Origin of the sequence: Rathayibacter sp. Leaf248 (assembly GCF_920939495.1) — a bacterium.
Taxonomy (GTDB): Bacteria; Actinomycetota; Actinomycetes; order Actinomycetales; family Microbacteriaceae; genus Rathayibacter; species Rathayibacter caricis.
This window is the reverse complement of sequence record NZ_CAKLAV010000001.1, coordinates 710,520-733,298: the sequence shown is the minus strand read 5'-3', so window position 1 is coordinate 733,298 and position 22,779 is coordinate 710,520. Positions and strand designations below refer to the sequence as shown.

Here is a 22,779-nt window from a genome sequence, read left to right as displayed (position 1 = left end):
TCGACGCGCCCGGCGTGGGAGCGCTCTTGGCGATCCGGCGGGGGAGGGGGATCCTCGAAGGGTGAGTACTCCAGGCCCGTCCGTGACCGCCCTGCGCGAGCGGTTCGCCGGCGCGCGCGGCTATCACAACGCCTGCACGCTCGGCCTGCCGCCGCGCGAGAGCGTCGAGGCGCTGCGTCTCGACCTCGACCGCTGGGCCGCGGGCGAGAACACCGCCGCCGGCTACGGCGACGTCGCCGAGCGCGCCCGGTCCTCCTTCGCGGGGATCGTCGGCGTCCCCGTCGAGCGCGTCGCGATCGGCTCGCAGACCTCGGCGATGGCCTCGGTCCTCGCCGGCTCGCTGCCGGACGGCGCGCGGGTGCTCTGCGTCGACGGCGACTTCTCCTCCATCGTCTTCCCGTTCCTCGCCCAGGCCCACCGCGGCGTCGTGGTGCGCTCGGTGCCGCTGGAGGCGCTGGCCGACTCCGTCGAGCCCGCCGACGACCTGGTCGTCTTCTCGGCGGTGCAGTCCAGGAGCGGGGCGCTCGCCGACCTCGACGCGGTCCTCGAAGCGGCCGCCCGATGCGGTGCGCGGACCGCGTGCGACCTGACCCAGGCGGCGGGCGTGCTGCCCGTCGACGCCTCCCGCTTCGACGCGACGCTCACCCACGCGTACAAGTGGCTGTGCTCGCCCCGCGGAGTCGCGTTCCTCACGGTCTCGCCGGAGTACGCCGCCGAGCTCGTGCCGCTGCAGGCGGGCTGGTACTCCGGAGAGGACGTCTGGTCGTCCTGCTACGGGCCGGCGATGCACCTCGCCGAGAACGCCCGCCGCTTCGACGTCTCGCCCGCCTGGCAGGCGTTCGTGGGGGCGGAGGCGTCGCTCGCCCTGCTCGGCTCGCTCGACCTCGACGAGGTGTGGCGGCACGCCTCCGGTCTCGGCGACCTGCTCTGCGAACGGCTCGATCGCGACCCCCAGCGCCGGGCGATCGTCTCGTGGCCGGACGAGGACGGCGCGGACTTGGCGCGCCTGCTCGAGGCGGGGATCAAGGTGTCGGGGCGCGGCGGACGGCTGCGGGTCGCGTTCCACGTCTGGAACGACGAGTCCGACGTGGACGAGCTGGTCCGGCTGCTGCGGGAATAGCGGCGGCCCCGCTCGGTTGTCCTCGGAGTGAGCGACTCCCAGCCCCCCATCACCGTCGACGTCTGGTCGGACATCGCGTGCCCCTGGTGCTACATCGGCAAGCGCAAGTTCGAGCGCGGGCTCGAGGCCTTCCGCCTCGCGCACCCGGAGGCACCCGCCGTGGCGATCGAGTACCGCAGCTTCGAGCTGTCGCCGGACACGCCCGAGGACTACCGCGGCGGCGAAGCGGCGTTCCTGGCCGAGCACAAGGGGATCCCCGAGGCGCAGGCGCAGCAGATGCTCGACACCGTCACCGCCATCGCGGCGAGCGTCGGCCTCGACTACCACTTCGAGACGGTGCGGCACGTCAAGACCGTCACCGCGCACCAGGCGCTGCACCACGCGAAGTCGCAGGGCCTGCAGCTCGAGCTGAAGGAACGGCTCCTGAGCGCGTACTTCGTCGAGGGCCGCGATCTCGCGGACTCAGCGGTCCTCGCGTCGCTCGCCGCCGAGGTCGGCCTCGACGAGGCCGAGACGGCACAGGTCCTCGCGGAGCAGCGCCACCTGCCCGACGTGCAGGCCGACATCGCGCAGGCCCGCGAGTACGGGATCACCGGCGTTCCGTTCTTCGTCCTCGACGGCCGCTTCGGCGTCTCGGGTGCGCAGGAGCCTCAGGCGTTCACCGAGGTGCTCGAGCACGTCCTCGAGCAGCGGGTGGGCGCGTCGTGAGCTTCGAGATGCTCGGAGCCGCCGGCGTGCCCGTCTGCGAGGACGAGGTCTGCGCCGTGCCGACCGTCGCTCCCGATCCCGCCGCCGTCAGCGCGGAGGCTCCTCGACGCTGATGTCGGCCACCTCGGCGCCGTAGGCCTCGATGAGCGCGTCGGCGTCGACGAAGGCGCTGCGCCCCGGAGTCCCGGCGCCCATCGCGATGCGCCGGCCCCGGATCCGCTCGTCGGCGACGACGGGCCAGGCGGTCGTGGAGCCGATCGGCGTGATGGTTCCGCGACGGTACCCGGTGGCCTCGAACGCCACCGACTCCTCGGGCATCCTCAGCTTGTTCACTCCGACCACCGCGCGCAGCTTCGGCCACGAGATCTGCCGCCCGCCGGGGATCAATGCGAAGAGCAGACCACCGTCGTGGCGCTTCACGACGAGCGACTTGACGATCGTGCCCGGCTCGATGCCGAGCAGCCGCGAGGCCTCCTCGAGGCTCCCGGCCTCGGGCCGCTCGACGACCTCGACGTCCAATCCACGTGCCCGGGCGTCCGCCTCGAAGCGCGTCGGCCCGTCCTCCCCAGCATCGATCGTGCTCATCGATCCGCCTCCTCTGCTCGTCTCGCCTTCCCCAACACAGGATCTGGGAGAATCGATACCGATGTCCTCCACTCTTCTGGCCCCACCGCCCGCGCGACCCGCGCCGGCGCTGCGCATCGGCCCCCTCGAACTCGACGCGCCGGTCGTCCTCGCTCCCATGGCGGGGATCACCAACACCGCGTTCCGCCGCCTCTGCCGCGAGTTCGGCGCGGGGCTCTACGTGAGCGAGATGATCACCTCCCGGGCGCTCGTCGAGCGCACGCCGGAGTCGATGCGCCTCATCCGCCACCACCCCAGCGAGGCGGTCCGCTCCATCCAGCTCTACGGAGTCGATCCGAAGACGGTCGCCGAAGCGGTCACCATGCTCGTCGCGGAGGACCGCGCCGATCACATCGACCTCAACTTCGGCTGTCCGGTCGCCAAGGTGACCAGGAAGGGCGGGGGAGCGGCGCTGCCGTGGAAGCTGCCCCTCTTCCGGCAGATCGTCGAGGGAGCGGTGAAGGCCGCCGGCGACGTGCCGCTGACCGTCAAGATGCGCAAGGGTATCGACGCCGACCACCTGACCTACCTCGAGGCCGCCCGAGCCGCCGAAGGTGCCGGAGTCGCCTCCATCGCCCTCCACGCCCGCACCGCGTCCGAGTTCTACAGCGGCCACGCCGACTGGTCGGCCATCGCGACGCTGAAAGAGGCGATCACGAGTGTCCCCGTGCTCGGCAACGGCGACATCTGGTCGGCCGAGGACGCGCTGCGGATGATGTCCGAGACCGGCTGCGACGGTGTCGTGGTCGGCCGCGGCTGCCTCGGTCGGCCGTGGCTGTTCGGCGACCTCGCCGCGGCCTTCGCCGGCTCGGAGGAGCGCTTCCGCCCGACGCTCGGCCAGGTGGCTCTCGCCTTCCGCCGCCACGCCGAGCTCATCTGCGAGTTCTTCGAGAGCGAGGAGCGCGGCTGCCGCGACATCCGCAAGCACGTCGCCTGGTACTTCAAGGGCTACCCCGTGGGCGGCGAGCTGCGCGCCCGCATGGCGTCGGCCGAGACTCTCGCCGAGCTCGACGAGCTGCTCGCGCAGCTCGACCCCGAGGAGCCCTACCCGGGCGAGGCGGCCGAGGGCCAGCGCGGCCGCGCGGGATCGCCGAAGGTCCCGTCGCTGCCCGACCGCTGGCTCGAGTCCCGCGAGCTCGACGCCGGCCAGCGCGCCGACGTGTCCGCCGCCGAAGTCCACCACAGCGGTGGATGACCGCGCGCTCTGGGGGTACTCGCTCGTCGACGTCGAGCGGTTCCTGCCGGAGGAGCACTCCACCCGCCGCTCCGACTTCGCACGTGACCGCGCGCGGCTGTTCCACTCCAGCGCCCTGCGCCGCCTCGCGGCCAAGACGCAGGTGCTCAGCCCCACGGCCGGAGTCGACTTCGCCCGCAACCGCCTGACCCACTCGCTCGAGGTGGCGCAGATCGGCCGCGAGCTCGCGACGAGCCTCGACCTCGACCCCGACGTCGTCGACACCGCCTGCCTCGCGCACGACATCGGCCATCCTCCCTTCGGCCACAACGGCGAGCGGGCGCTCAACGCCTGGGCCGACGGCATCGGCGGCTTCGAGGGCAACGCGCAGACCTTCCGCCTGCTCACCCGCCTCGAGCCGAAGGTCTTCGGCGACGACGACCGCCCCTACGGTCTGAACCTCACCCGCGCGAGCCTCGACGCCAGCTGCAAGTACCCCTGGCCCGACACGCGCTCCGTCGCGGATCCCTCCGGCCGGGCGAAGTTCGGGTTCTACGCCGACGACGCACCGGCGTTCGCCTGGATGCGCGAGGGCGCCCCCGAGGGCGTGCGCTGCATCGAGGCCGAGGTGATGGACCTCTCGGACGACATCGCCTACTCGGTGCACGACTTCGAGGACGCCGTCGTCTCGGGCTACATCGACGTCGAGGCGCTCGGCTCCCGCAGCGACCACGACGACCTCGTGGCCTCGATGCACGCCTGGGTCGGCGACGAGATCGAGCACGCCGAGCTCGTCTCCGCCTTCGACCGCCTCGACTCGCTCGACGTCTGGCTCGACTCGTGGGACGGGTCGCGCCGCGATCAGGCTCGCCTGAAGAACCTCACCAGCCAGCTCATCGGCCGCTTCGCCGCCGCCGCCACCGAGGCGACCCGCGAGGCATATTCGCACCCCGACCTCGTCCGCTTCGGCGGCCACGTCGTCGTGCCCCGCGAGCAGCAGGCCGAGATCGCGGTACTCAAGGGCATCGTCGCGACGTTCGTGATGTCGCGGAACACCCGCCAGCCCATCTACGCCCAGCAACGCGAGGTCCTCACCCGCCTCGCCGACACCCTCCTCGAGCGCGGCGAGGGCGTCCTCGAGCCCGGCTTCGCCGAGGACTGGCGCGCGAGCGACTCCGACGACGCCCGCCGCCGCGTCGTCGTCGACCAGGTCGCCAACCTCACCGACCAGAGCGCCCTCGCCTGGTTCGAGAGGTTGTGCCCCTGACGGGGCCGGTCCCTGCCCGGCCCCGCGCAGTCGGCTTCCGCGGATGCGCGCGTTCCGCAGAGCGGGTCGCGTCCGCCTAGGTCGATCCGCTCGCACGCGGATCGCCCGTTCGGCGGTGCCGATACGGGGCCGGTCCTCGCCCGGCCCCGCGCGGTCGGCTCGAGCGGATGGTCGCGTTCCGCAGAGCGGGGTGCGTTCGCGTAGGTCGATCCGCTCGCACGCGGATCGCCCGTTCCGCTGTGCCGATACGGGGCCGGTCCCCGCCCGGCCCCGCGCGGTCGGCTCTCGTGGATGGTCGCGTTCTGCAGAGCGTGTCGCGTTCGCGTAGGTCGATCCGTTGGCACGCGGATCGACCGTTCCGCTCGGTGTGGTCAGTGTGCCGGTGCGCTCCTCTCTTGCTGATCGAGTAGGGCGCGCAGCGGCCGTATCGAGATCCGCGTCCGCTCGGAGGGTGGGTCTCGATACACCCCTGCGGGGCTACTCGACCAGCAGGGGGAGGCGGAAGCCTCGTCGGAGCGGCGACGCGATGCGCAACGTCAGCTGCCAACGGGGTTCAGCCCCTGTCAGCGGTCGCACTCCTTCCTCAACTCCTGTTCTGCGCCGGAAGCGAGCTGCAGCGGCGGGTGGGCGGCCCCATTCGAGCCGAACCGGTGATCCGCGTGTCAGCGGATCGCCGTAGGCGGACGTGACCCGCTCTGCGAGACCGGCACCGTCGAAAAGCCGACCGCGAGTCGCCGGGCGAGGACCGGCGACTACGATGGTGGGGTGCCAGGACGGATTCGACAACAGGATGTCGAGGAGGTCAAGGCGCGGGTCAACATCGGCGACGTCGTCGGCGAGTACGTCACCCTGAAGTCGGCGGGTGTCGGGTCGCTCAAGGGTCTCTGCCCCTTCCACGACGAGCGCAGCCCCAGTTTCCACGTGCGCCCGCAGGCCGGGTTCTACCACTGCTTCGGCTGCCAGGAGTCGGGCGACGTCTACAGCTTCATCATGAAGATGGACCACACCTCGTTCAGCGAGACGGTCGAGCGGCTCGCCGCCCGGGTCGGCATCGTCCTCCAGTACGAGGAGGGCGGCGGTCAGGCGCCCGAGACCGGCGGTCGCGTGCGCCTCCTCGAGGCGAACAGGGCAGCGGAGGAGTACTTCCGCGAGCAGCTGGCCACTCCGGGCGCCCACGTCGGCCGCAGGTTCCTCGGCGAGCGGGGCTTCGACCGCGCCGCCGCCGACCGCTTCGGCGTCGGCTTCGCGCCCGACGGCTGGGACGGACTGACGACCGCGCTCAAGCGGCGCGGCTTCTCCGAGACCGAGCTCACCGCGGCGGGCCTGGTCAGCAGCAGCAACCGCGGAGGCGTCTACGACCGGTTCCGCGGTCGCCTCGTCTGGCCGATCCGCGACGTCACCGGGCAGACCGTCGGGTTCGGCGCCCGCCGCCTCCTCGAGGAGGACAAGGGCCCGAAGTACCTGAACACCCCCGAGACGCCCGTCTACCACAAGTCGCAGGTGCTGTACGGGCTCGACCTCGCCAAGCGCGACATCTCGCGCGGGCACCAGGTGGTGGTGGTCGAGGGCTACACCGACGTGATGGCGTGCCACCTCGCGGGAGTGACGACCGCGGTCGCCACGTGCGGCACCTCCTTCGGCGTCGACCACATCAAGGTGCTGCGCCGGGTGCTGGGCGACGACAGCGGAGTGGGCGAGGTCGTCTTCACGTTCGACCCCGACGCCGCGGGTCAGAAGGCGGCGATGCGCGCGTTCCAGGAGGAGCACCGCTTCGCCGCGCAGACGTTCGTCGCCGTCGCGCCCGAGGGCCTGGATCCGTGCGACCTGCGGCTGAACCGCGGCGACGACGCGGTCCGCCGCCTCATCGACGACAAGAAGCCGATGTTCGAGTTCGTGATCCGGCAGCTGCTGTCGCGGTACGACCTCGAGACGGTCGAGGGCCGGGTCGCCGCCCTGCGCGCGGCCGCCCCGGTGGTCGCCGAGATCCGCGATCCCGCGCTCCGGCCCGGCTACTCCCGCGAGCTCGCCCGGATGCTCGGCCTGGACATGTCCGAGGTCAACTCCGCGGTGCGCTCCGCCGGCTCCCGTCCCCGCGGCTCCCGCGAGGAGCGCCGCGAGCCCGAGCGCGAGACCGCGGCGACCGAGCCGCCCGCGGGCGCGCGCCTCGCCGACCTCCCCGTCGACGTCGTCACGCGCATCGAGCGCGAGGCGCTGATGGCGATGCTCCAGCTCCCGCAGGCGATGGGCGTCGAGCTGCTCACCCGCGCCGCGCACGCCGCCGTGACCAACGAGACGCTGCGCGTCGTGCGCGACGCGGTCGTCGCGAACCTCGAGCGCGCAGAGGACCGCGACTGGGTCGAGCACGTCGCGAACGACGTCCCCGGCCCGTTCGCCTCCCTGGTCCGCCAGCTCGCGGTGGCGCCGATCCCTGCCGCCGACGAGGCGAAGCTCGCGCGCTACGCCCGCGACGTCGCGGTCTCTCTGATCGAGCGCGACCTGCTCCGCGAGATCGCCGAGCTGCGCGGGGCTCTGCAGCGCGCCTCCGCCGACCCCGTGATGTCGCGTGCGGTGCAGGTGCGCCTCGTCGAGCTCGAGCGCGAGAAGCGCGCTCTGCGGAGCGAGTGACCAGCGGAGGAGCAATCGTCACCCTTCCAGGGGCGTGTTGCAGTCGTGTGAAGATTCCGCCGCGGCGGAGCGCTCGGGCTCGGAGAGCGCTTCCACATGTGTTACCACTGAACAACAGCACTGCGGACGCCCGGCACGGGTGCGCTGGTGCGCGCCCCGGAGAACGGGTCCGCCGCACGACCGCGCGCGCCACGAGCGCATCCGCAACAGATCCTTACCAGGAAGAGGTAGACGGACGATGACATCCGCATCCACCCGGGGCGCTCGCGCGCTCTCCGCCGCCGCAGGTTTCGCCGCGGTCGCGATCGTGCTCGCGGGCTGCTCCGCCGGCGGCTCCGACTCCGCGGGCGACAGCGCCGCAGGAGGCGCCCTGACGATCGGCACGACCGACAAGATCACGACGCTCGACCCGGCCGGCTCGTACGACAACGGCTCCTTCGCCGTGATGAACCAGGTCTACCCGTTCCTCATGAACACGCCCTACGGCAGCCCGGACGTCGAGCCCGACATCGCCGAGTCCGCCGAGTTCTCGGCGCCCACCGAGTACACCGTGACCCTCAAGGAGGGTCTGAAGTGGGCGAACGGCAACGACCTGACCTCCTCGGACGTCAAGTTCTCGTTCGACCGCCAGCTGGCGATCGCGGACGCGAACGGCCCGTCGTCGCTCCTCGCGAACCTCGACAGCGTCGCGGCTCCGGACGACACCACCGTCGTCTTCACGCTCAAGTCCGAGAACGACCAGACGTTCCCGCAGATCCTCTCGAGCCCCGCCGGCCCGATCGTCGACGAGGACGTCTTCTCGGCCGACGCGCTCACTCCGGACGACGAGATCGTCTCGGGCGACGCCTTCGCCGGTCAGTACACGATCGCGAACTACGACGTGAACAACCTCATCCAGTACAAGGCCTACGAGGGCTACGAGGGCGTGCTCGGCGCGGCCGAGACCGGCACCGTCAACGTCAAGTACTACGCCGACTCGTCGAACCTCAAGCTCGACATCCAGGAGGGCAACATCGACGTGGCGTTCCGGAGCCTCTCGGCCACCGACGTCGAGGACCTCCGCGGCAACGACGCGGTCAAGGTCGTCGACGGCCCCGGCGGCGAGATCCGCTACATCGTCTTCAACTTCGACACCCAGCCCTTCGGCGCGACGACCGCCGAGGCCGACCCGGCCAAGTCGCTCGCCGTGCGCCAGGCCGTGGCCGACCTGATCGACCGCGAGGAGATCGCCGACCAGGTCTACAAGGGCACCTACACCCCGCTCTACTCGTTCGTCCCCGAGGGGCTGACCGGAGCGACCGAGCCCCTGAAGTCGCTCTACGGTGACGGCGAGGGCGGACCGGACGCCGACAAGGCGAAGGCGACCCTCGAGGCCGCCGGCGTCACCGAGCCGGTGAACCTCAGCCTCCAGTACTCGAACGACCACTACGGCCCGTCCTCGGGCGACGAGTACGCGCTGATCAAGGACCAGCTCGAGTCCTCGGGCCTGTTCACCGTCGACCTGCAGACCACGGAGTGGGTGCAGTACTCGAAGGACCGCAGCTCGGACGTCTACCCGGCGTACCAGCTGGGCTGGTTCCCGGACTACTCGGACGCCGACAACTACCTCTCGCCGTTCTTCATCAAGGAGAACTTCCTCGCGAACCACTACGACGACGCCGAGGTCCAGGGCCTGATCGCGGAGCAGGTCTCGACGACCGATCCCGACGCCCGCACCGCGGTCATCGAGGAGATCCAGGACAAGGTCGCGGCGCAGCTGTCGACCGTCCCGTACCTCCAGGGCTCGCAGGTCGCGGTCGTCGGGAGCGACGTGAGCGGAGCAGAGGACACCCTCGACGCCTCGTTCAAGTTCCGCTACGCGGCGCTCAGCAAGGGCTGATCCACCCCTCCGAGGCCGGCGCCTCCCCGATCGGGAGGCGCCGGCCTTTCTCCACGAAAGGCATCACGTGACGACAGCCACGACGGCTGCGGCGACGACGCCCACCCGGCGATCGCGCGGCTCCGGAGGCGGACTCGGGCGCTACCTGCTCGTCCGCTTCCTGCTCATCATCCCCACCGTCTTCATCCTCGTGACGCTGGTGTTCCTGCTCATGCGCACCACGGGCGACCCGATCACGGCCGCCCTCGGCGGACGCCTGACCGCCGACCAGCTCGCCGAGCGCGTCGCGGCCGCGGGCTACGACCGGCCGCTGATCTTGCAGTACGTCGAGTACCTCGGCCAGCTGCTCACCGGCGACTTCGGCACCACGCTGAGCGACAACCGGCCGGTCACCGAAGTGCTGCTGACCTACGGAGCGGCGACCGTCGAGCTGGCGTTCTACGCGCTCCTCGTCGCGTTCCTCGTCGGCATCCCGCTCGGCATGCTGGCCGCCTACCACCGCGACCGCACGCCCGACGCGGTGCTGCGCATCTTCGCGATCCTCTGCTACGCGACTCCGGTGTTCTTCGCCGGCCTGCTGCTCAAGCTCGTCTTCGCGGTCTGGCTGAAGTGGTTCCCGGTCGCCGGGCGCGCCTCGACCAGCACGGAGCTGTCGCTGCAGTTCCTGGAGAACAAGACCGGTATCTACCTGATCGACGCGTTCCAGACCGGTGACCCGGCCGCGGTGTCCGACGTGCTCTCGCACGCGGTGCTGCCCGCCGTCGCGCTGGGCCTGCTGACCGCCGGCATCTTCCTCCGCCTCGTCCGCACCAACGTCATCGGCACCCTCGGCACCGACTACGTCGACGCGGCGCGCTCGCGCGGTGTCGGCGAGTTCCGCCTGGTCCGCACGCACGCCTACCGGCCCGCGCTCATCCCGATCATCACCGTGATCGGACTGCAGATCGCCCTGCTGCTCGGCGGCGCGGTCCTGACCGAGACCACGTTCGAGTGGAAGGGACTCGGCTTCCAGCTGGCCGAGTACCTCCAGGCGCGCGACTTCGTGGCCGTGCAGGGCATCGTCGCCCTGCTGGCGGTCATCGTGGCGCTCACCAACTTCATCGTCGACGTCATCGCGGCGCTCATCGACCCGCGAGTGAGGTACTGAGCATGAGCACCACCACCGCCTCCGCCGCGCGTCCGCGGCGCCGCCTCGTCGACCGGCTCCCCGTCGTGCACCAGCTCCGCCAGAGCGTGGGGCTGCAGCGCGGGATGCTCGTCACAGGCCTCGTCATCACCGGCGCGTTCCTCCTGGTCGCCCTCTTCGCTCCGCTGATCGCGCCCTACGGCTACTCGCAGCTGCGCTCGGACAGCGGGGCGTTCGGCGCGCAGCAGCCGCCGAGCGCCGAGCACCTGCTCGGCACCACCGTCGGCGGCTACGACGTCCTGAGCCGCGTGCTCTGGGGCGCGCAGACCGCGTTCCTCGTGATCGTCGTCGCGGTCGTGCTGTCGATCTTCGTCGGAGTGTTCCTCGGGCTGGTCTCGGGGTACCTCGGCGGCTGGCTCGACCGCGTGCTGGTCGTGATCTGCGATGCGATCTACGCCTTCCCGACCCTGCTGCTCGCCATCGTGATGTCGATCGTGATCTCGGGCGGGCAGTCGAACCTCTGGGCGGGCATCTTCGCCGCCGCCGTCTCGATCACGGTCGTCTACATCCCGCAGTACTTCCGGGTGATCCGTGCCGAGACGGTGCGGATCAAGGGCGACGCCTACGTCGAGTCCGCGAAGGTCGTCGGAGCCTCGACGAGCCGGATCATGTTCCGTCACGTCCTGCGCAACGCCACCCGCACCCTGCCGCTGATCTTCACGCTCAACTCGTCCGAGGCGATCCTGACCCTCGCCGGGCTGGGCTTCCTCGGCTTCGGCATCGAGCCGACCTCGGCGGCCGAGTGGGGCTACGACCTCAACAAGGCGCTCTCGGACGTGACGAGCGGCATCTGGTGGACCTCGGTCTTCCCGGGCCTCGCCATCGTCCTCGTCGTGCTGGGCATCACGCTCGTCGGCGAGAGCCTGAACGACCTCGCCGACCCGCGCCTGCGCGGTCGGCGCGCGGTGGCCGCCGGAGCCGGCGACGTCGCCGCGACGTCCGTCGTCCCGGGCGGCGTGCTCGCCGCGGACGGCCTGGAGACGCCGGGGCACGACCCCGTCGCCGGAGTGGAGGGGACGCGATGAGCGACCAGAGGCCGATCGTCGACATCACCGATCTCGAGGTGGCCTTCGCCAGCGACCGGGGCGCCGTGCGCGCCGTCGCCGGAGTGAGCCTGCGGGTCGAGCGCGGCGAGGTGCTCGCCATCGTCGGCGAGTCCGGCAGCGGCAAGACCGTGACGGCCAAGACGATCCTGGGCCTCCTGCCCGAGACCGCGACCGCGTCGGGGGTCGTGCTGCTCTCGAAGAAGGACGGCAGCTCCTCCACCGATGTCGTGTCCGTGCCGAAGGCGCGACTGCGCGAGATCCGCGGCACCGACGTGGCGATGGTCTTCCAGGAGCCCTCGACCGCGCTCAACCCCGTCTTCACGGTCGGCTGGCAGATCGCCGAGGGGCTGCGCGCCCACGGCAGCGTCTCGAAGAAGGAGGCGCGCGCCCGCGCGATCGACGTCCTGCGCACGGTCGGCATCCCCGAGCCGGAGAAGCGGGTCGACTACTACCCGCACCAGTTCTCGGGCGGGCAGAAGCAGCGCGTCGTGATCGCGATGGCGCTCGTGCTCGATCCGGGGCTCATCGTCGCCGACGAGCCGACCACGGCGCTCGACGTCACGGTGCAGGCCGAGATCCTCGATCTCCTCCGCCGGTGCCGCGACGACTTCGGGACCTCGATCGTGCTGATCACCCACAACATGGGCGTGGTCGCCGACCTCGCCGACCGCGTCGCGGTCATGTACCAGGGCGAGCTGGTCGAGGAGGCGCCCGTCGCCGAGCTCTTCGCCTCGCCGAAGGCCGAGTACACGAAAAAGCTGCTCGCCGCCGTGCCGCACGTCGGCCAGGGCGTCGAGCGGGCGAGGGACCGCGCCATCGAGCGGGCGAGCCTGCCCGAGGCCGAGACCCTGGTCGAGGCCGACGGGCTCCGGATCCAGTACCCGGGCCGGCTCGGCCGCTCCGGCTTCGTCGCGGTCGACGGAGTCTCGTTCCGCATCCGCGCCGGCGAGGTCCTGGGCCTCGTGGGCGAGAGCGGATCGGGCAAGACGACGATCGGGCGCGCGATCGCGGGCCTGACGACCGTCACCGGCGGATCCCTCCGCGTGCTGGGGAAGGAGATGCGCGGCATCCGCGAGCGGTCGTTCCGCCCGGTGCGCGGCGACATCGGTTTCGTCTTCCAGGACCCGGCGTCGAGCTTCAACCCGCTGCTCACCATCGCCGAGTGCGTCGCCGAGCCGCTGATCGTGCACGGGCGGTTCCCGGATGCGGGCTCCGCGAGATCGCGCGTCGACGAGCTCCTCGAGGCGGTGCAGCTGCCGAAGTCCTACGGCGACCGCTACCCGCACGAGCTCTCGGGCGGGCAGCGTCAGCGCGCGAGCCTCGCGCGCGCGCTCGCGCTCCAGCCCAAGCTGCTGATCGCCGACGAGCCCACCTCGGCGCTCGACGTCTCTGTGCAGGCCCGCGTGCTCGAGCTGTTCTCGGAGCTGCAGCGCGAGTTCGGCTTCGCCTCGCTGTTCATCAGTCACGACCTCGCCGTCGTCGACCTCCTGGCCGACCGGATCGCGGTGCTCTACCGCGGCGAGCTGGTCGAGGAGGGCACGGGCGAGGAGGTCCTCGCGACGCCGAAGCACCCCTACACGCAGCGCCTGCTCGCGTCCCTGCCCGTCCCGGACCCGGCTGAGCAGGCCGAGCGCCGCGAGCTCCTGCGCCGCATCACCCGCGCGGAGCGCGACGCGTGAGCACGGAGTCCGCGCCGATCGTCGTCGACGATCTGAGCGTCGAGTACCCGCCGCGCGGCATCAGCCGCCGCTGGACGGCCCTGCGCGGCATCAGTCTCCGCGTCGAGCCGGGGGAGGTGCTCGGGATCCTCGGCGGCAGCGGCTCGGGCAAGTCGACGCTCGCCCGGGTCCTGGGCGGCGACGGGCTGGGCGGTGACGGCGACCGGGCCCGTCCGGTGATCGTCGGAGGCGACGCGACCGTCGCGGGCCACCGGCTCCGCCACCTGCCCGCCCGCGAGATCAAGCGCTTCACGTTCGACGTGGCCTACCTGGCGCAGGACGCGGGAGCCACCCTCCGGCCCGAGCTGACCGTCTCGGAGCTCATCGCCGAGCCGATCTTCCTCCGCGATCGCCACTACGACCCGAAGAGCGCCGCCGTGCGCGTCGCGACCCTGCTCGACTCGGTGCACCTGCCGCTCTTCCTGCTCGACCGCTTCCCGTACGAGCTCTCGAGCGGCCAGCGGCAGCGCGTCGCCATCGCCCGGGCGCTCGTGCTCGGCCCGAAGGTCCTCGTCGCCGACGAGCCCACCTCGGGCATCGACGCCACCGTCCGCGAGTCGATCGTCGATCTGCTGGCCGACCTGCGCCGGAGGGAGGGGTTCGCCGCGGTCGTCGTCAGCCACGACATCGACGTGCTCAGCCGCGCGACCGACCGCATCGCCGTGCTCGTGGGCGGGGAGGTGGTCGCCTACGGCCCGCTCCTGGACGTGCTGGTCGAGTCGCGCCACCCGTACGTGCAGGAGCTCGGCGCCGCGTTCGCGGAGTACGAGCGGTTCGACGCCTCGCGCGCCCAGCGCGTCGCTCCGGCCGAGGAGGCGCTGTGACGACGCCGCGCGTGGCGGTGCTGCCGCGCACGAAGGACGTGTTCACCCGGGCGATCGAGGACGGCGGCGGCCGGGTCGTCGGACTCGACGGCAAGCCCGACGCCCTGCTCTGGCTCTCGTACGGCCGCGTGGACGAGCTCGAGGACGTCCTCGAGCAGCACCCGTCGATCCGCTGGGTCCAGCTGCCCTGGGCCGGAGTCGACGCGTTCGCGTCCACCCTGCGCAGCGCCACTCGACCGGGTCTGACCTGGACGAGTGCGAAGGGCGCCTACTCCGAGCCGGTGGCCGAGCATGCGCTCGCCCTCACCCTGGCGCTGCTGCGGTCCCTCCCCGAGCGCGCGCGGGCGACCTCGTGGGGTGCGAAGCACGCCGCGACCCTGCACCGCGCCCGCGTCGTCGTCGTCGGCGCCGGAGGCATCGCGCAGGAGCTCCTGCGGCTCCTCTCGGTCTTCGACGCGCACGTCACGGTGGTGCGGCGCCGCGCCGACCCGGTGCCGGGCGCCGAGCGCACTGTGACGGGCGACGGGCTCGCCGAGGTCGTCGCCGACGCCGACGTGCTGATCCTCGCCGCCGCCGCGACGGGTGGGACGCGGCACCTCGTCGACGCGGAGCTGCTCTCGCGTCTCGCGCCGCACGCGGTCCTCGTGAACATCGCGCGGGGGACCCTCGTCGACACGGACGCGCTCGTCGCCGCGCTGGCCGAGGGCCGGCTCGCGGGAGCCGCGCTCGACGTCACCGACCCGGAGCCGTTGCCCGACGGGCATCCCCTCTGGAGCGAGCCCCGGTGCCTCATCACTCCTCACTCCGCCGACACCCCGGAGATGACCGCGCCGCTGCTCGCCGAGCGCGTCCGGATCAACACCGCTGCCTTCGCCGCGGGGGAGGACCTGGTCGGCGTCGTCGACCCGGACGCGGGCTACTGACGGACCCCGCCGCCCGATTTGGTCTTCCCGCAGAGTTTGCTAAAGTAGTCCTGCGCTGATCGCCTCCGGGTGGTCGGATGATCCTCGATAGCTCAATTGGCAGAGCAATCGGCTGTTAACCGGTAGGTTCTTGGTTCGAGTCCAAGTCGGGGAGCGAAGGGCCTGGGACTCCACTCTCGGGCCCTTTTTCTTTGCCCTGGTGAGGGTCGCGGCTCCACGGTCCCGCGCCATCCGCGGAACGGAGGCGCGATGCGCGAGGACGTCCTCGGCCTCCTCCGTCGACGCCCCGACGTCGAGGCCCCGTCCCTCGTGGCGGTCGACGCGTCCGACCGGCTCCTCCTCGACCTGCTCGAGCAGCGCGGCCGCATCGCGGTCGTCGGAGACGCCTACGGAGCACTCGCGCTCGCCCTCGCCGCCGAGGGCGTCGCGGTGAGCGTCGTCCAGGACTCGATCACCGCCGAGCGGGCCCTCGCCGCGAACGCCGAGGCGGTGCGCGCAGCGGGCATCGAGCTCGCCGCCGTGACCGTCGCCGAGAGCGTCGAGGCCGCCGTCGGCGGGAGCGACGCAGTGCTCCTCCGGCTGCCCCGCTCTCTCGACGCCCTCGCCGCGATCGCCGCCGGCACTGCCCGAGCCGCCCCCGCTGCCCCGCTGATCGCCGCGGGCCGCATCAAGCACATGAGCCACGGCATGAACGACGTGCTGCTCGCCCGCTACGAGCGCGTCGACGTCAGCCCGGCGCGGCAGAAGTCGCGGGCCCTGCTCGCGACCGCCGCCCGTGCCGACCAGGCCCCCGCCCCCGGCCCGGAGCGCCGCCGTCTCGACGATCTCGACCTCGACGTGGTCGCCGTCCCCGGAGCCTTCGCCGGCGCCCGCCTCGACATCGGCACCCGGGCGCTGCTGGCCGCTCTCGACGTCCGGGCGCTGCCCGCGGGCACCGCCGTCGATCTCGGCTGCGGCACCGGGATCCTCGCCGCCGTGCTGGCCCGCTCCCGCCCCGACCTCGAGGTCGTCGCCACCGACACCTCGCGCGCCGCGACCGAGTCGGCCCGAGCCACCGCCGAGGCCAACGGCCTGCGCTACCGCGTCCTCCGCGATGACAACGCCTCGACGCTCGACGGCGGATCGGTCGACGTCGTCGTCTGCAACCCGCCGTTCCACTCGGACGGAGCCGTCACCGACCTCGTCGCGCGGCGCATGATCCGCGCGGCCGGCCGCCTCCTGCGCCCGGGCGGCGAGCTCTGGACCGTGTTCAACTCCCACCTCGCCCACCCGGCCGAGCTGCGCCGGTCGATCGGAGCGACGTCCGTCGTCGCCCGCGATCGCAAGTTCACCGTCACCCGTTCGGTCCGCGCCGCCGACCGCTGAGCGCAAGCCCCGTCGCGGGCTCAGCGAGCGGCCGCCGCACGCGGGTACCATCGCTCTCCGGCGTGCCCTCGCGCCGATCCCCGTCACCGCACCGGAGGCCGTCGTGCTCGAAGTCGTCCTCGTCCTGGCACTGATCGTCGCCGTCGGCGCGATCGTCCTGTGGCGCCGCTCCGCCACCGCCGAGAAGGAGCTGCGCGAGCGGCACTCCCGCGAGACGGAGCGCGTCGCGCGCCTCGAGCTGGCCGTCGGCGAGCAGGAGGCGCGCCTGCGCATCGTGGGCGAACTCGAGCAGCTCGCCGTCCGCAGCGCCTCGCTCGTCGTCGAGGAGGCCGAGAGCGTGCGGCTGACGATCGAGCGCGACCCGGCCGCCGCCGAGCGCTCCGCGGTGAGAGCGGTGCGCGCCGCCGAGTCCTCGCTCGCGCAGCTGCGGCGCATCGCGGTCGTCGCCGCCGTCGACCCGCGGGAGCTGCCCGCCACCGACGGCGCCGAGACCCTGACAGCCCTCGCCCGCGACCGCGGCCTCGCCGTCCACGAGGAGACCTTCGGCGAGCCGTTCCCGCTGCAGGACGGAGCCGAGGTGGCCGTCCTGCGCGTCCTCGAGTACGCCTTCGACCAGGCGTCGGCGACCGGTGGCACCGGCACCGAGGTCCGGATCAGCTCGCGCTGGACGTCGACCGGCCTCCGGGTCGAGATCGACGACGACCGCGAGCGGCATGGAGCCGCGCAGGCGGATGCGAGCGCCGTCGAGGCGGATCTGCACGCGCTGACCGAGCGGATCGACAGCCCCGCCCTCCTGGAGCTGCGCGAGCGCGCCGCCCTCTTCGGCGGCGACGTGACCGAGAAGCGGACGCCGGGCGTGGGCCGCTCCGTCACCGCCTCGTTCCCCGCGCTGCGCCACCACAACGGCGTGCACGGGGTCGACCTGGGCTGAGCGGAGGTCAGTCCTCGAGGTTGTCGACTCCCGGCATCCACGACGTGCCGGGAACGCCCCAGCCGCGCTTGCGGGTGATCTTCGCGACCGGCTTCCGGTACTCGTGCTCGAGGCGGTCCGTGTAGAGGATGCCGTCGAGGTGGTCGAACTCGTGCTGGAACACCCGCGCGAACCAGCCCTCCGCCTCGATCTCGAAGGGCGCGCCCTCGAGGTCGACGGCGCGCAGGATCGCCTTCTCGGAGCGGCGCAACGGGAAGCGCTCGCCGGGGAACGAGAGGCATCCCTCCGACTCCGTGTCCTCGTCGGCCTCGCCGAGGGGCACGGGCGAGACGAAGAGCTCCGGATTGATCACCACGCCGCGGCGGGGGGTGCCGTCGTCGGCGGCGTAGTCGTAGACGAAGAGGCGCAGTGCGACTCCGACCTGCGGGCCCGCGAGGCCGACGCCGGGAGCCGCCTCCATCGTCTCGAACATGTCGGCGACGAGCGTGCGGAGGGAGTCGTCGAACACGGTGACGGGGGCGGCGGGGGAGTGCAGCACGGGGTCGCCGGCGATGAGGATGGGGAGGACGGCCATGGAGCCCAGGGTATCGCGGGGGTCCTCCAGCCCCGTCCTCGGGGGTCATCCGCTGGGCTTCCCGCGTCACCCGTGCGCCGGACGGCCCGCGGAGGATATGTCGGTAGGGTCGAGCGCATGTCCGCAGATCTGACCGAGTTGACCGAGCAGTTCACGCTCGACCCGGTGCAGTTCATCGGCATCCCGATCGCGCTCGTCGGCGCGGTCTTCCTCTCTCTGGGGGCGCAGTTCCAGCACCGCGGAGTCGCGAAGGTGGAGCGGTTCTCGGGCCGCTCCGGCTCCTCCGGATTGAACGGCGGTCAGCTCTTCGCCCTGCTCTCGCGGCCCTCGTGGGTCGTCGGGACGCTCATGCTCGGCCTCGCCGTCGTGTTCCAGCTCACGAGCCTCGGCTTCTCGCCGCTCATCGTGGTGCAGCCGCTCGGCGCGGTCGCCCTGGTCATCACGGCCGTCATGAACGCGCGGGTGAGCCGGGTCCGTCTCAACAAGGCCTCGATCCGGGCGATCGTGCTGTGCGTCGGCGGCGTGGGCACGTTCGTCCTCGTCGCGGCCTTCAACGCGGTCGACAAGTCGATCCGCACGCCCCAGCTGATCACGATCCTCGTGATCCTGGGGGTCGTGCTCGTGGTGTTCGTCGTCGCGTTCCGGGTGTTCCGGCGGAAGGCGCGCGCCATCTTCTACATCCTGGGCGCCGGAGTGGTCTACGGCTTCGTCGCGACACTCGCGAAGGTCGTCCTCAACCGGATCAAGTTCGGCGAGTTCGACCCGCTCACCGTCGTCTGCATCGTCGCGCTCCTCGCCGCCAGCGCTCTCGGCGGCTACTTCGTGCAGAACGCCTACTCGTCGGGCCCTCCCGACCTCGTCGTCGCCGGTCTCACCGTCATCGATCCGCTGGTCGCCGTGGCCATCGGCATCATCGTGCTCGGCGAGGCGCAGTACGCGGCCCCCTGGGCGATCCCGCTCTTCGTGATCGCCGGAGCGGTCGCGATCTGGGGCGTCCTGCTGCTCGCGAAGCACCACCCGCAGGCCCGCTGACCCGGGCGACGCGGCCCGCCAATCCGCGGATCCCCGAGGCCCGCTGTCTACACTGGGACCGCGCCGAGGTGAGCCGAAGCCGACCGACCACTCGCCGATCGACACCCCGCCACGAGCGGACCACACCGTGAGGAACCACCCCGTGTCAGACCCCCGCGCCGCCTCAGGACCGGAGTCACCCGTGCCGAGCGAGTCATCGGACGCTCCCGACGACTCCGTCCCGCACGTCACGGAGGCGACCTCCTCGGACTCGGGCCCCCGACCGCTGAAGGTCGTGATCGGCTGCGACACGTTCGCCCCGAACGTCAACGGCGCCGCGAAGTTCGCCGAGCGCCTCGCCGCCGGCCTCGTCGCCCGCGGCCACGAGGTGCACGTCGTCGCCCCGTCGGCCGACGGCTGGAGCGGCACGCGGTTCGAGACCCACGAAGGTCAGCGGATGATCGTGCACCGCCTCCACAGCTGGCGCTGGTTCCCGCACGACTGGTTGCGCTTCGCGATGCCGTGGCGCATCAAGCAGAACAGCGCGCGGATCCTCGACGAGGTGAAGCCCGACGTCGTCCACTTCCAGTCGCACATCATCGTCGGTCGCGGACTGGGCATCGAGGCGGCCAAGCGCGGCATCCGCATCATCGGCACCAACCACTTCATGCCCGAGAACATGCTCGAGTTCACGCTGCTGCCCAAGGCCGTCCAGGCGAAGGCCGTGCAGATGGCGTGGCGCGCCGCCCGCCGCACCTTCGGCCGCGCGGAGGCCGTGACCACGCCGACCCGCAGGGCCGCCCAGTTCCTCGAGCAGTACACCGGCCTCCGCGGCGTGCACGCCATCTCCTGCGGCATCGACGCCGACAACTACACCCCCGACTTCACTCCGCGCGGCGAGAACCGCATCCTCTTCGTCGGACGCGTGACCGGCGAGAAGCACATCGACGTCCTCCTGCGCGCCGTCGCCCTGCTCGATCCGTCCCTCGACGCGCAGCTCGAGATCGTCGGCGGCGGCGACCAGATGCGCAACCTCCAGCAGCTGGCCGCGAGCCTCCAGCTGGGCGAGCGCGTCCGCTTCACCGGCTACGTCTCGGACGCCGAGCTCAAGCAGGCGTACTCGCGCGCCACCGTCTTCGCGATGCCCTCGATCGCCGAACTGCAGAGCATCGCGACGATGGAGGCGATGGCCTCGGCCCTCCCCGTCGTCGCCGCGGACGCGATGGCCCTCCCGCACCTCGTGCACGACGGCGAGAACGGCCATCTCTTCGAGCCCGGCAACGCGCAGGCCCTCGCCGACCGCCTGACCGACGTCCTGACCAGCACCCCCGAGCACCTCGAGGAGATGAAGCGCGCCTCCCTGCGCATCGTCGCCGCCCACGACATCACCCGCACGATCAGCACATTCGAGAGCCTGTATCGTGGGGAGCCGGTGGCCGATCCGACCATCGACGCAGCCTCCGCCACGGCTGGCCGAGCCTGACGGCTCTCCCGCCGGCGGGGTCCGCGGGGCGTTAGCTCAGCCGGTCAGAGCAGCGGACTCATAATCCGTCGGTCACGGGTTCAAGTCCCGTACGCCCTACCAAGTGAACACTGAGGAGTAGGGGTCTCGGGTCGGAAGCTCCAGAAGCGGAACCCCTCCAGAAACCCTCGGCTGACCCGATCCCCTCGATGGGTAGCGAGCTCGACATGGCGGCTGCCAAACTCTGGCAATGGGGAACTTCGAGGGGCTGAACCAACGACAGGCGATAGCCCTGATCGAGGAAATGGACTCGGCGAAGCACCTGCTGGCCTATGGCGAACGGACCGTTCGTTCGGCCGCGTTCGCTGACACCACCCGCGACCCGATCTTGACGATGCTGTCGATCGGTGTTGAGAAGCTGTTGAAGGTGGCAGTGGGGCTGGTGGCTTTGGACGAGAGCGGCGCCTGGCCAACGCAGACGGTCATGAAACGGGAGTTCGGTCACGGCGTTGTAAAGCTCGACGGGCTCCTTCGAGAGAAGCTGCGGGCCGGTATCGGCGACAAATCGAGCTATGCCCAAGGCTGGTTTGCTAAGGTCGAAACCGATCCCGTATGGCCGATCCTGCTCGATGCACTCGATGCTTACGGACGGTCGGGGCGCTTCTACAACCTGGACTTGCTCGCGGACGAACCCCAGTCTTGGGACAGCCCCTCAGCACAGTGGACTCTCGTAGAGAACTGCGCGATTGACGCGTCGCCAGAGCTACAGGCGCTGAGAGATGCTGGCTTCGCTGGCGATATGGCGGCTTTCAACCGGCTGACTCGCGGCACCAATACCGCCATCGCCGACAGTCTGCACCGTTGGTGGGAAGCGATCGCGGTCCTCGGTCGCCACGGATTGATGGGCGAACACAATAAGGCATTCGGCTTCGAGGTTCATCCGAATGCCGTGGGACGGCAGATTGAAGGCGACGCACAATAGCAACACCTAGTCGGTTAGAGCATCGCCCTTAGAGTCAACGGCGCCTCGGCGGCTTTGCGGCCACGGTCGGGTGAGAGGTACGAGTCGAGGCGATCCATGTCGGCGGCGTGGTCATCGAGGGAGAAGTGCAGGGACACCTTGTTAGGTGGTCGCGGTGTCGGCGTGGCCGAGGATTCGGGCGACCCGCGCCAGCGGCATCCCAGACGCGGCGAACAAGGACGCTGCGGTGTGGCGAAGGTCATGGAAGCGCAGGTCCAGCTGGCCGATGGCCTTGGCGGCGTCACGGAACCGGCGCAGGTAGAACGAGTTGTAGTGCATGCGCTTGGACCAATTGAGCCCGCCGCGGAAGTCGCCGCACCCGCCGTAGTTTCGCCCCGGCCACAGCGACGCGGTCGGCTCGGCGGCGTGTGGGCGGGTGGCCATGTATTCGCCTTGCTCATCCGGCAGTTTTCGAAGAACGCGAGCGTGGCCGAGCAGGAGCGCCAAGGCGGCCGCGTCCTCCGTGAGCAGCCTTGGTTTGCTCCGGCACGCGTGCCATAGCGGCCCAGGGGCGGGGCAGCGAACCGGGCCGCCGCCGCCCTCTCCAGAGTCTGGATAGGATCACCGCGTGCCGACTGCTTCCACCGCAACTGTTCCCGACCCTGTCCGCCACTTCTTGCGTCGCGCAGAGGTGGCAGCCCAAGTGGGCCGACTGGTCTTCTTCGTCGTGATCGCCGGCAGTCTCGTACTAGTCGGCAGCGGCATCTTTGGCGCCGTGCAGCATTCGTACCGGGCAGACGCGTCGGCGGCATCTGCCGCTTCCGCTGCCTCGCACCTGACGGAGGCAAAGCGCGATGCAAAGGGGGCGCAGTACCGGAAAGACGTCGCCTGGGAAGAACTGCAGTACGACCAGCAGAACGCCGCACAGATCTATGACGTGTCGGTCGCTCGCGGAGTAAAGAATGGGTCCATTCCGGCCCCTGCTTGGCCGGCCACTGTCGGCTATGACGCGGGCTTGAAGGCGGAACTGGACACCGCAGTCGCAGCCTCAGCGGCCGAGTATAGCCCTGTAGTCGAGGAATTCGAGGACGCAACCGAGCGCCTTGAGGACGCGACGGACGCGAGCGCAGACGCGCTTGCGACCGCAGCCGCTGATCGCGCCGTCGTAAATGGTGCATGGTCCTGGGTCGGGGTGGCCGCTTTAATTGCGGCTGTAGCTACCGTCGTGGCTGCGGGTCTGTGGTTCGTGCTCTCGAACGCGCTCGTTCGCGCTCGTGCGACAGTGGCCCTGTCCGAGCGCACGGGTTCGCGGGTCTAATTCACACGATACAAGTCTCTCCGAAAACCGCTCGACTGCACCCGGCCGAGGTTGTCCGAGCCG

General features: G+C 71.1%; 20 protein-coding genes and 2 tRNA genes. 19 read left to right on the top strand and 3 right to left on the bottom strand.

Going from position 1 to position 22,779, the window contains the following annotated elements:
- The first annotated feature begins 61 nt into the window (after window positions 1–61).
- Both LRG51_RS03735 and LRG51_RS03730 read left to right on the top strand, forming a co-directional pair.
- Entirely contained in the window at window positions 62–1,120 is a 1,059-nt protein-coding gene (locus LRG51_RS03735; RefSeq protein ID WP_230671253.1) for an aminotransferase class V-fold PLP-dependent enzyme, read from the top strand.
- A 27-nt stretch (window positions 1,121–1,147) separates the two neighbouring features.
- Complete coding sequence (locus tag LRG51_RS03730; protein WP_230671251.1) at window positions 1,148–1,828, top strand: DsbA family oxidoreductase; 681 nt, start codon at window positions 1,148–1,150, stop codon at window positions 1,826–1,828.
- A gap of 87 nt (window positions 1,829–1,915) precedes the next feature.
- Here the strand turns inward: LRG51_RS03730 and LRG51_RS03725 are convergent, their stop codons facing one another.
- Window positions 1,916–2,413, bottom strand: a complete 498-nt coding sequence (locus LRG51_RS03725; protein WP_230671249.1) for an aminoacyl-tRNA deacylase — start codon at window positions 2,411–2,413, stop codon at window positions 1,916–1,918.
- Between the two features lie 61 nt (window positions 2,414–2,474).
- Here LRG51_RS03725 and dusB point away from each other — a divergent pair, with 61 nt between their 5' ends.
- The 12 genes from dusB (at window position 2,475) to LRG51_RS03665 (ending at window position 17,390) form a co-directional block, all read left to right on the top strand.
- Window positions 2,475–3,647, top strand: a complete 1,173-nt coding sequence (gene dusB, locus LRG51_RS03720) for a tRNA dihydrouridine synthase DusB (RefSeq protein WP_230671248.1) — start codon at window positions 2,475–2,477, stop codon at window positions 3,645–3,647.
- On the top strand, window positions 3,640–4,893 hold the full coding sequence (locus LRG51_RS03715; protein WP_107575015.1) for a deoxyguanosinetriphosphate triphosphohydrolase: 1,254 nt from the start codon (window positions 3,640–3,642) through the stop codon (window positions 4,891–4,893). Before dusB ends, LRG51_RS03715 begins: the two co-directional genes overlap by 8 nt.
- 765 nt (window positions 4,894–5,658) lie before the next feature.
- A complete protein-coding gene (dnaG, locus tag LRG51_RS03710; protein WP_230671246.1) occupies window positions 5,659–7,518 on the top strand; it encodes a DNA primase in 1,860 nt (619 codons plus the stop codon).
- A 238-nt stretch (window positions 7,519–7,756) separates the two neighbouring features.
- The gene (locus tag LRG51_RS03705) at window positions 7,757–9,397 is read left to right on the top strand and encodes an ABC transporter substrate-binding protein (RefSeq protein WP_055792838.1); all 1,641 of its coding nucleotides are present in this window, start codon (window positions 7,757–7,759) and stop codon (window positions 9,395–9,397) included.
- Between the two features lie 67 nt (window positions 9,398–9,464).
- On the top strand, window positions 9,465–10,544 hold the full coding sequence (locus LRG51_RS03700) for an ABC transporter permease (protein WP_230671244.1): 1,080 nt from the start codon (window positions 9,465–9,467) through the stop codon (window positions 10,542–10,544).
- 2 nt (window positions 10,545–10,546) lie between these two features.
- Window positions 10,547–11,608, top strand: a complete 1,062-nt coding sequence (locus LRG51_RS03695; protein ID WP_055792832.1) for an ABC transporter permease — start codon at window positions 10,547–10,549, stop codon at window positions 11,606–11,608.
- Window positions 11,605–13,308 carry an ABC transporter ATP-binding protein gene (locus tag LRG51_RS03690; RefSeq protein ID WP_230671242.1) on the top strand — a complete coding sequence of 568 codons (1,704 nt, stop codon included), beginning with the start codon at window positions 11,605–11,607 and terminating at the stop codon, window positions 13,306–13,308. Before LRG51_RS03695 ends, LRG51_RS03690 begins: the two co-directional genes overlap by 4 nt.
- Window positions 13,305–14,171, top strand: coding sequence for an ATP-binding cassette domain-containing protein (locus LRG51_RS03685; protein ID WP_230671241.1), 867 nt, complete (start codon window positions 13,305–13,307; stop codon window positions 14,169–14,171). Before LRG51_RS03690 ends, LRG51_RS03685 begins: the two co-directional genes overlap by 4 nt.
- Complete coding sequence (locus tag LRG51_RS03680; protein WP_230671239.1) at window positions 14,168–15,094, top strand: D-isomer specific 2-hydroxyacid dehydrogenase family protein; 927 nt, start codon at window positions 14,168–14,170, stop codon at window positions 15,092–15,094. Before LRG51_RS03685 ends, LRG51_RS03680 begins: the two co-directional genes overlap by 4 nt.
- A gap of 81 nt (window positions 15,095–15,175) precedes the next feature.
- Window positions 15,176–15,248 (top strand) — tRNA-Asn (locus LRG51_RS03675).
- Between the two features lie 95 nt (window positions 15,249–15,343).
- Window positions 15,344–16,459 carry a class I SAM-dependent methyltransferase gene (locus LRG51_RS03670; RefSeq protein WP_055792826.1) on the top strand — a complete coding sequence of 372 codons (1,116 nt, stop codon included), beginning with the start codon at window positions 15,344–15,346 and terminating at the stop codon, window positions 16,457–16,459.
- Window positions 16,460–16,562: 103 nt separating this feature from the next.
- Window positions 16,563–17,390 (top strand): hypothetical protein, encoded by an 828-nt coding sequence (locus LRG51_RS03665; protein ID WP_055792824.1) that lies wholly within the window; start codon window positions 16,563–16,565, stop codon window positions 17,388–17,390.
- 7 nt (window positions 17,391–17,397) lie between these two features.
- Here the strand turns inward: LRG51_RS03665 and def are convergent, their stop codons facing one another.
- A complete protein-coding gene (def, locus tag LRG51_RS03660) occupies window positions 17,398–17,964 on the bottom strand; it encodes a peptide deformylase (protein ID WP_230671237.1) in 567 nt (188 codons plus the stop codon).
- Window positions 17,965–18,081: 117 nt separating this feature from the next.
- Here def and LRG51_RS03655 point away from each other — a divergent pair, with 117 nt between their 5' ends.
- From LRG51_RS03655 to LRG51_RS03640, 4 genes are all read left to right on the top strand, one after another.
- Entirely contained in the window at window positions 18,082–18,996 is a 915-nt protein-coding gene (locus LRG51_RS03655; protein WP_055792818.1) for a DMT family transporter, read from the top strand.
- Between the two features lie 181 nt (window positions 18,997–19,177).
- Window positions 19,178–20,458: a glycosyltransferase gene (locus LRG51_RS03650; RefSeq protein ID WP_442966645.1), complete on the top strand. Its 1,281-nt coding sequence runs from the start codon at window positions 19,178–19,180 to the stop codon at window positions 20,456–20,458.
- Between the two features lie 25 nt (window positions 20,459–20,483).
- Window positions 20,484–20,560, top strand: a tRNA-Ile gene (locus LRG51_RS03645).
- A gap of 127 nt (window positions 20,561–20,687) precedes the next feature.
- The gene (locus LRG51_RS03640) at window positions 20,688–21,419 is read left to right on the top strand and encodes a hypothetical protein (RefSeq protein WP_055792815.1); all 732 of its coding nucleotides are present in this window, start codon (window positions 20,688–20,690) and stop codon (window positions 21,417–21,419) included.
- 141 nt (window positions 21,420–21,560) lie between these two features.
- Here LRG51_RS03640 and LRG51_RS03635 read toward each other — a convergent pair whose 3' ends face one another.
- Complete coding sequence (locus LRG51_RS03635) at window positions 21,561–21,905, bottom strand: tyrosine-type recombinase/integrase (RefSeq protein ID WP_230671235.1); 345 nt, start codon at window positions 21,903–21,905, stop codon at window positions 21,561–21,563.
- Between the two features lie 121 nt (window positions 21,906–22,026).
- Here LRG51_RS03635 and LRG51_RS03630 point away from each other — a divergent pair, with 121 nt between their 5' ends.
- A complete protein-coding gene (locus tag LRG51_RS03630; protein ID WP_157603169.1) occupies window positions 22,027–22,716 on the top strand; it encodes a hypothetical protein in 690 nt (229 codons plus the stop codon).
- Window positions 22,717–22,779 lie beyond the last annotated feature (63 nt).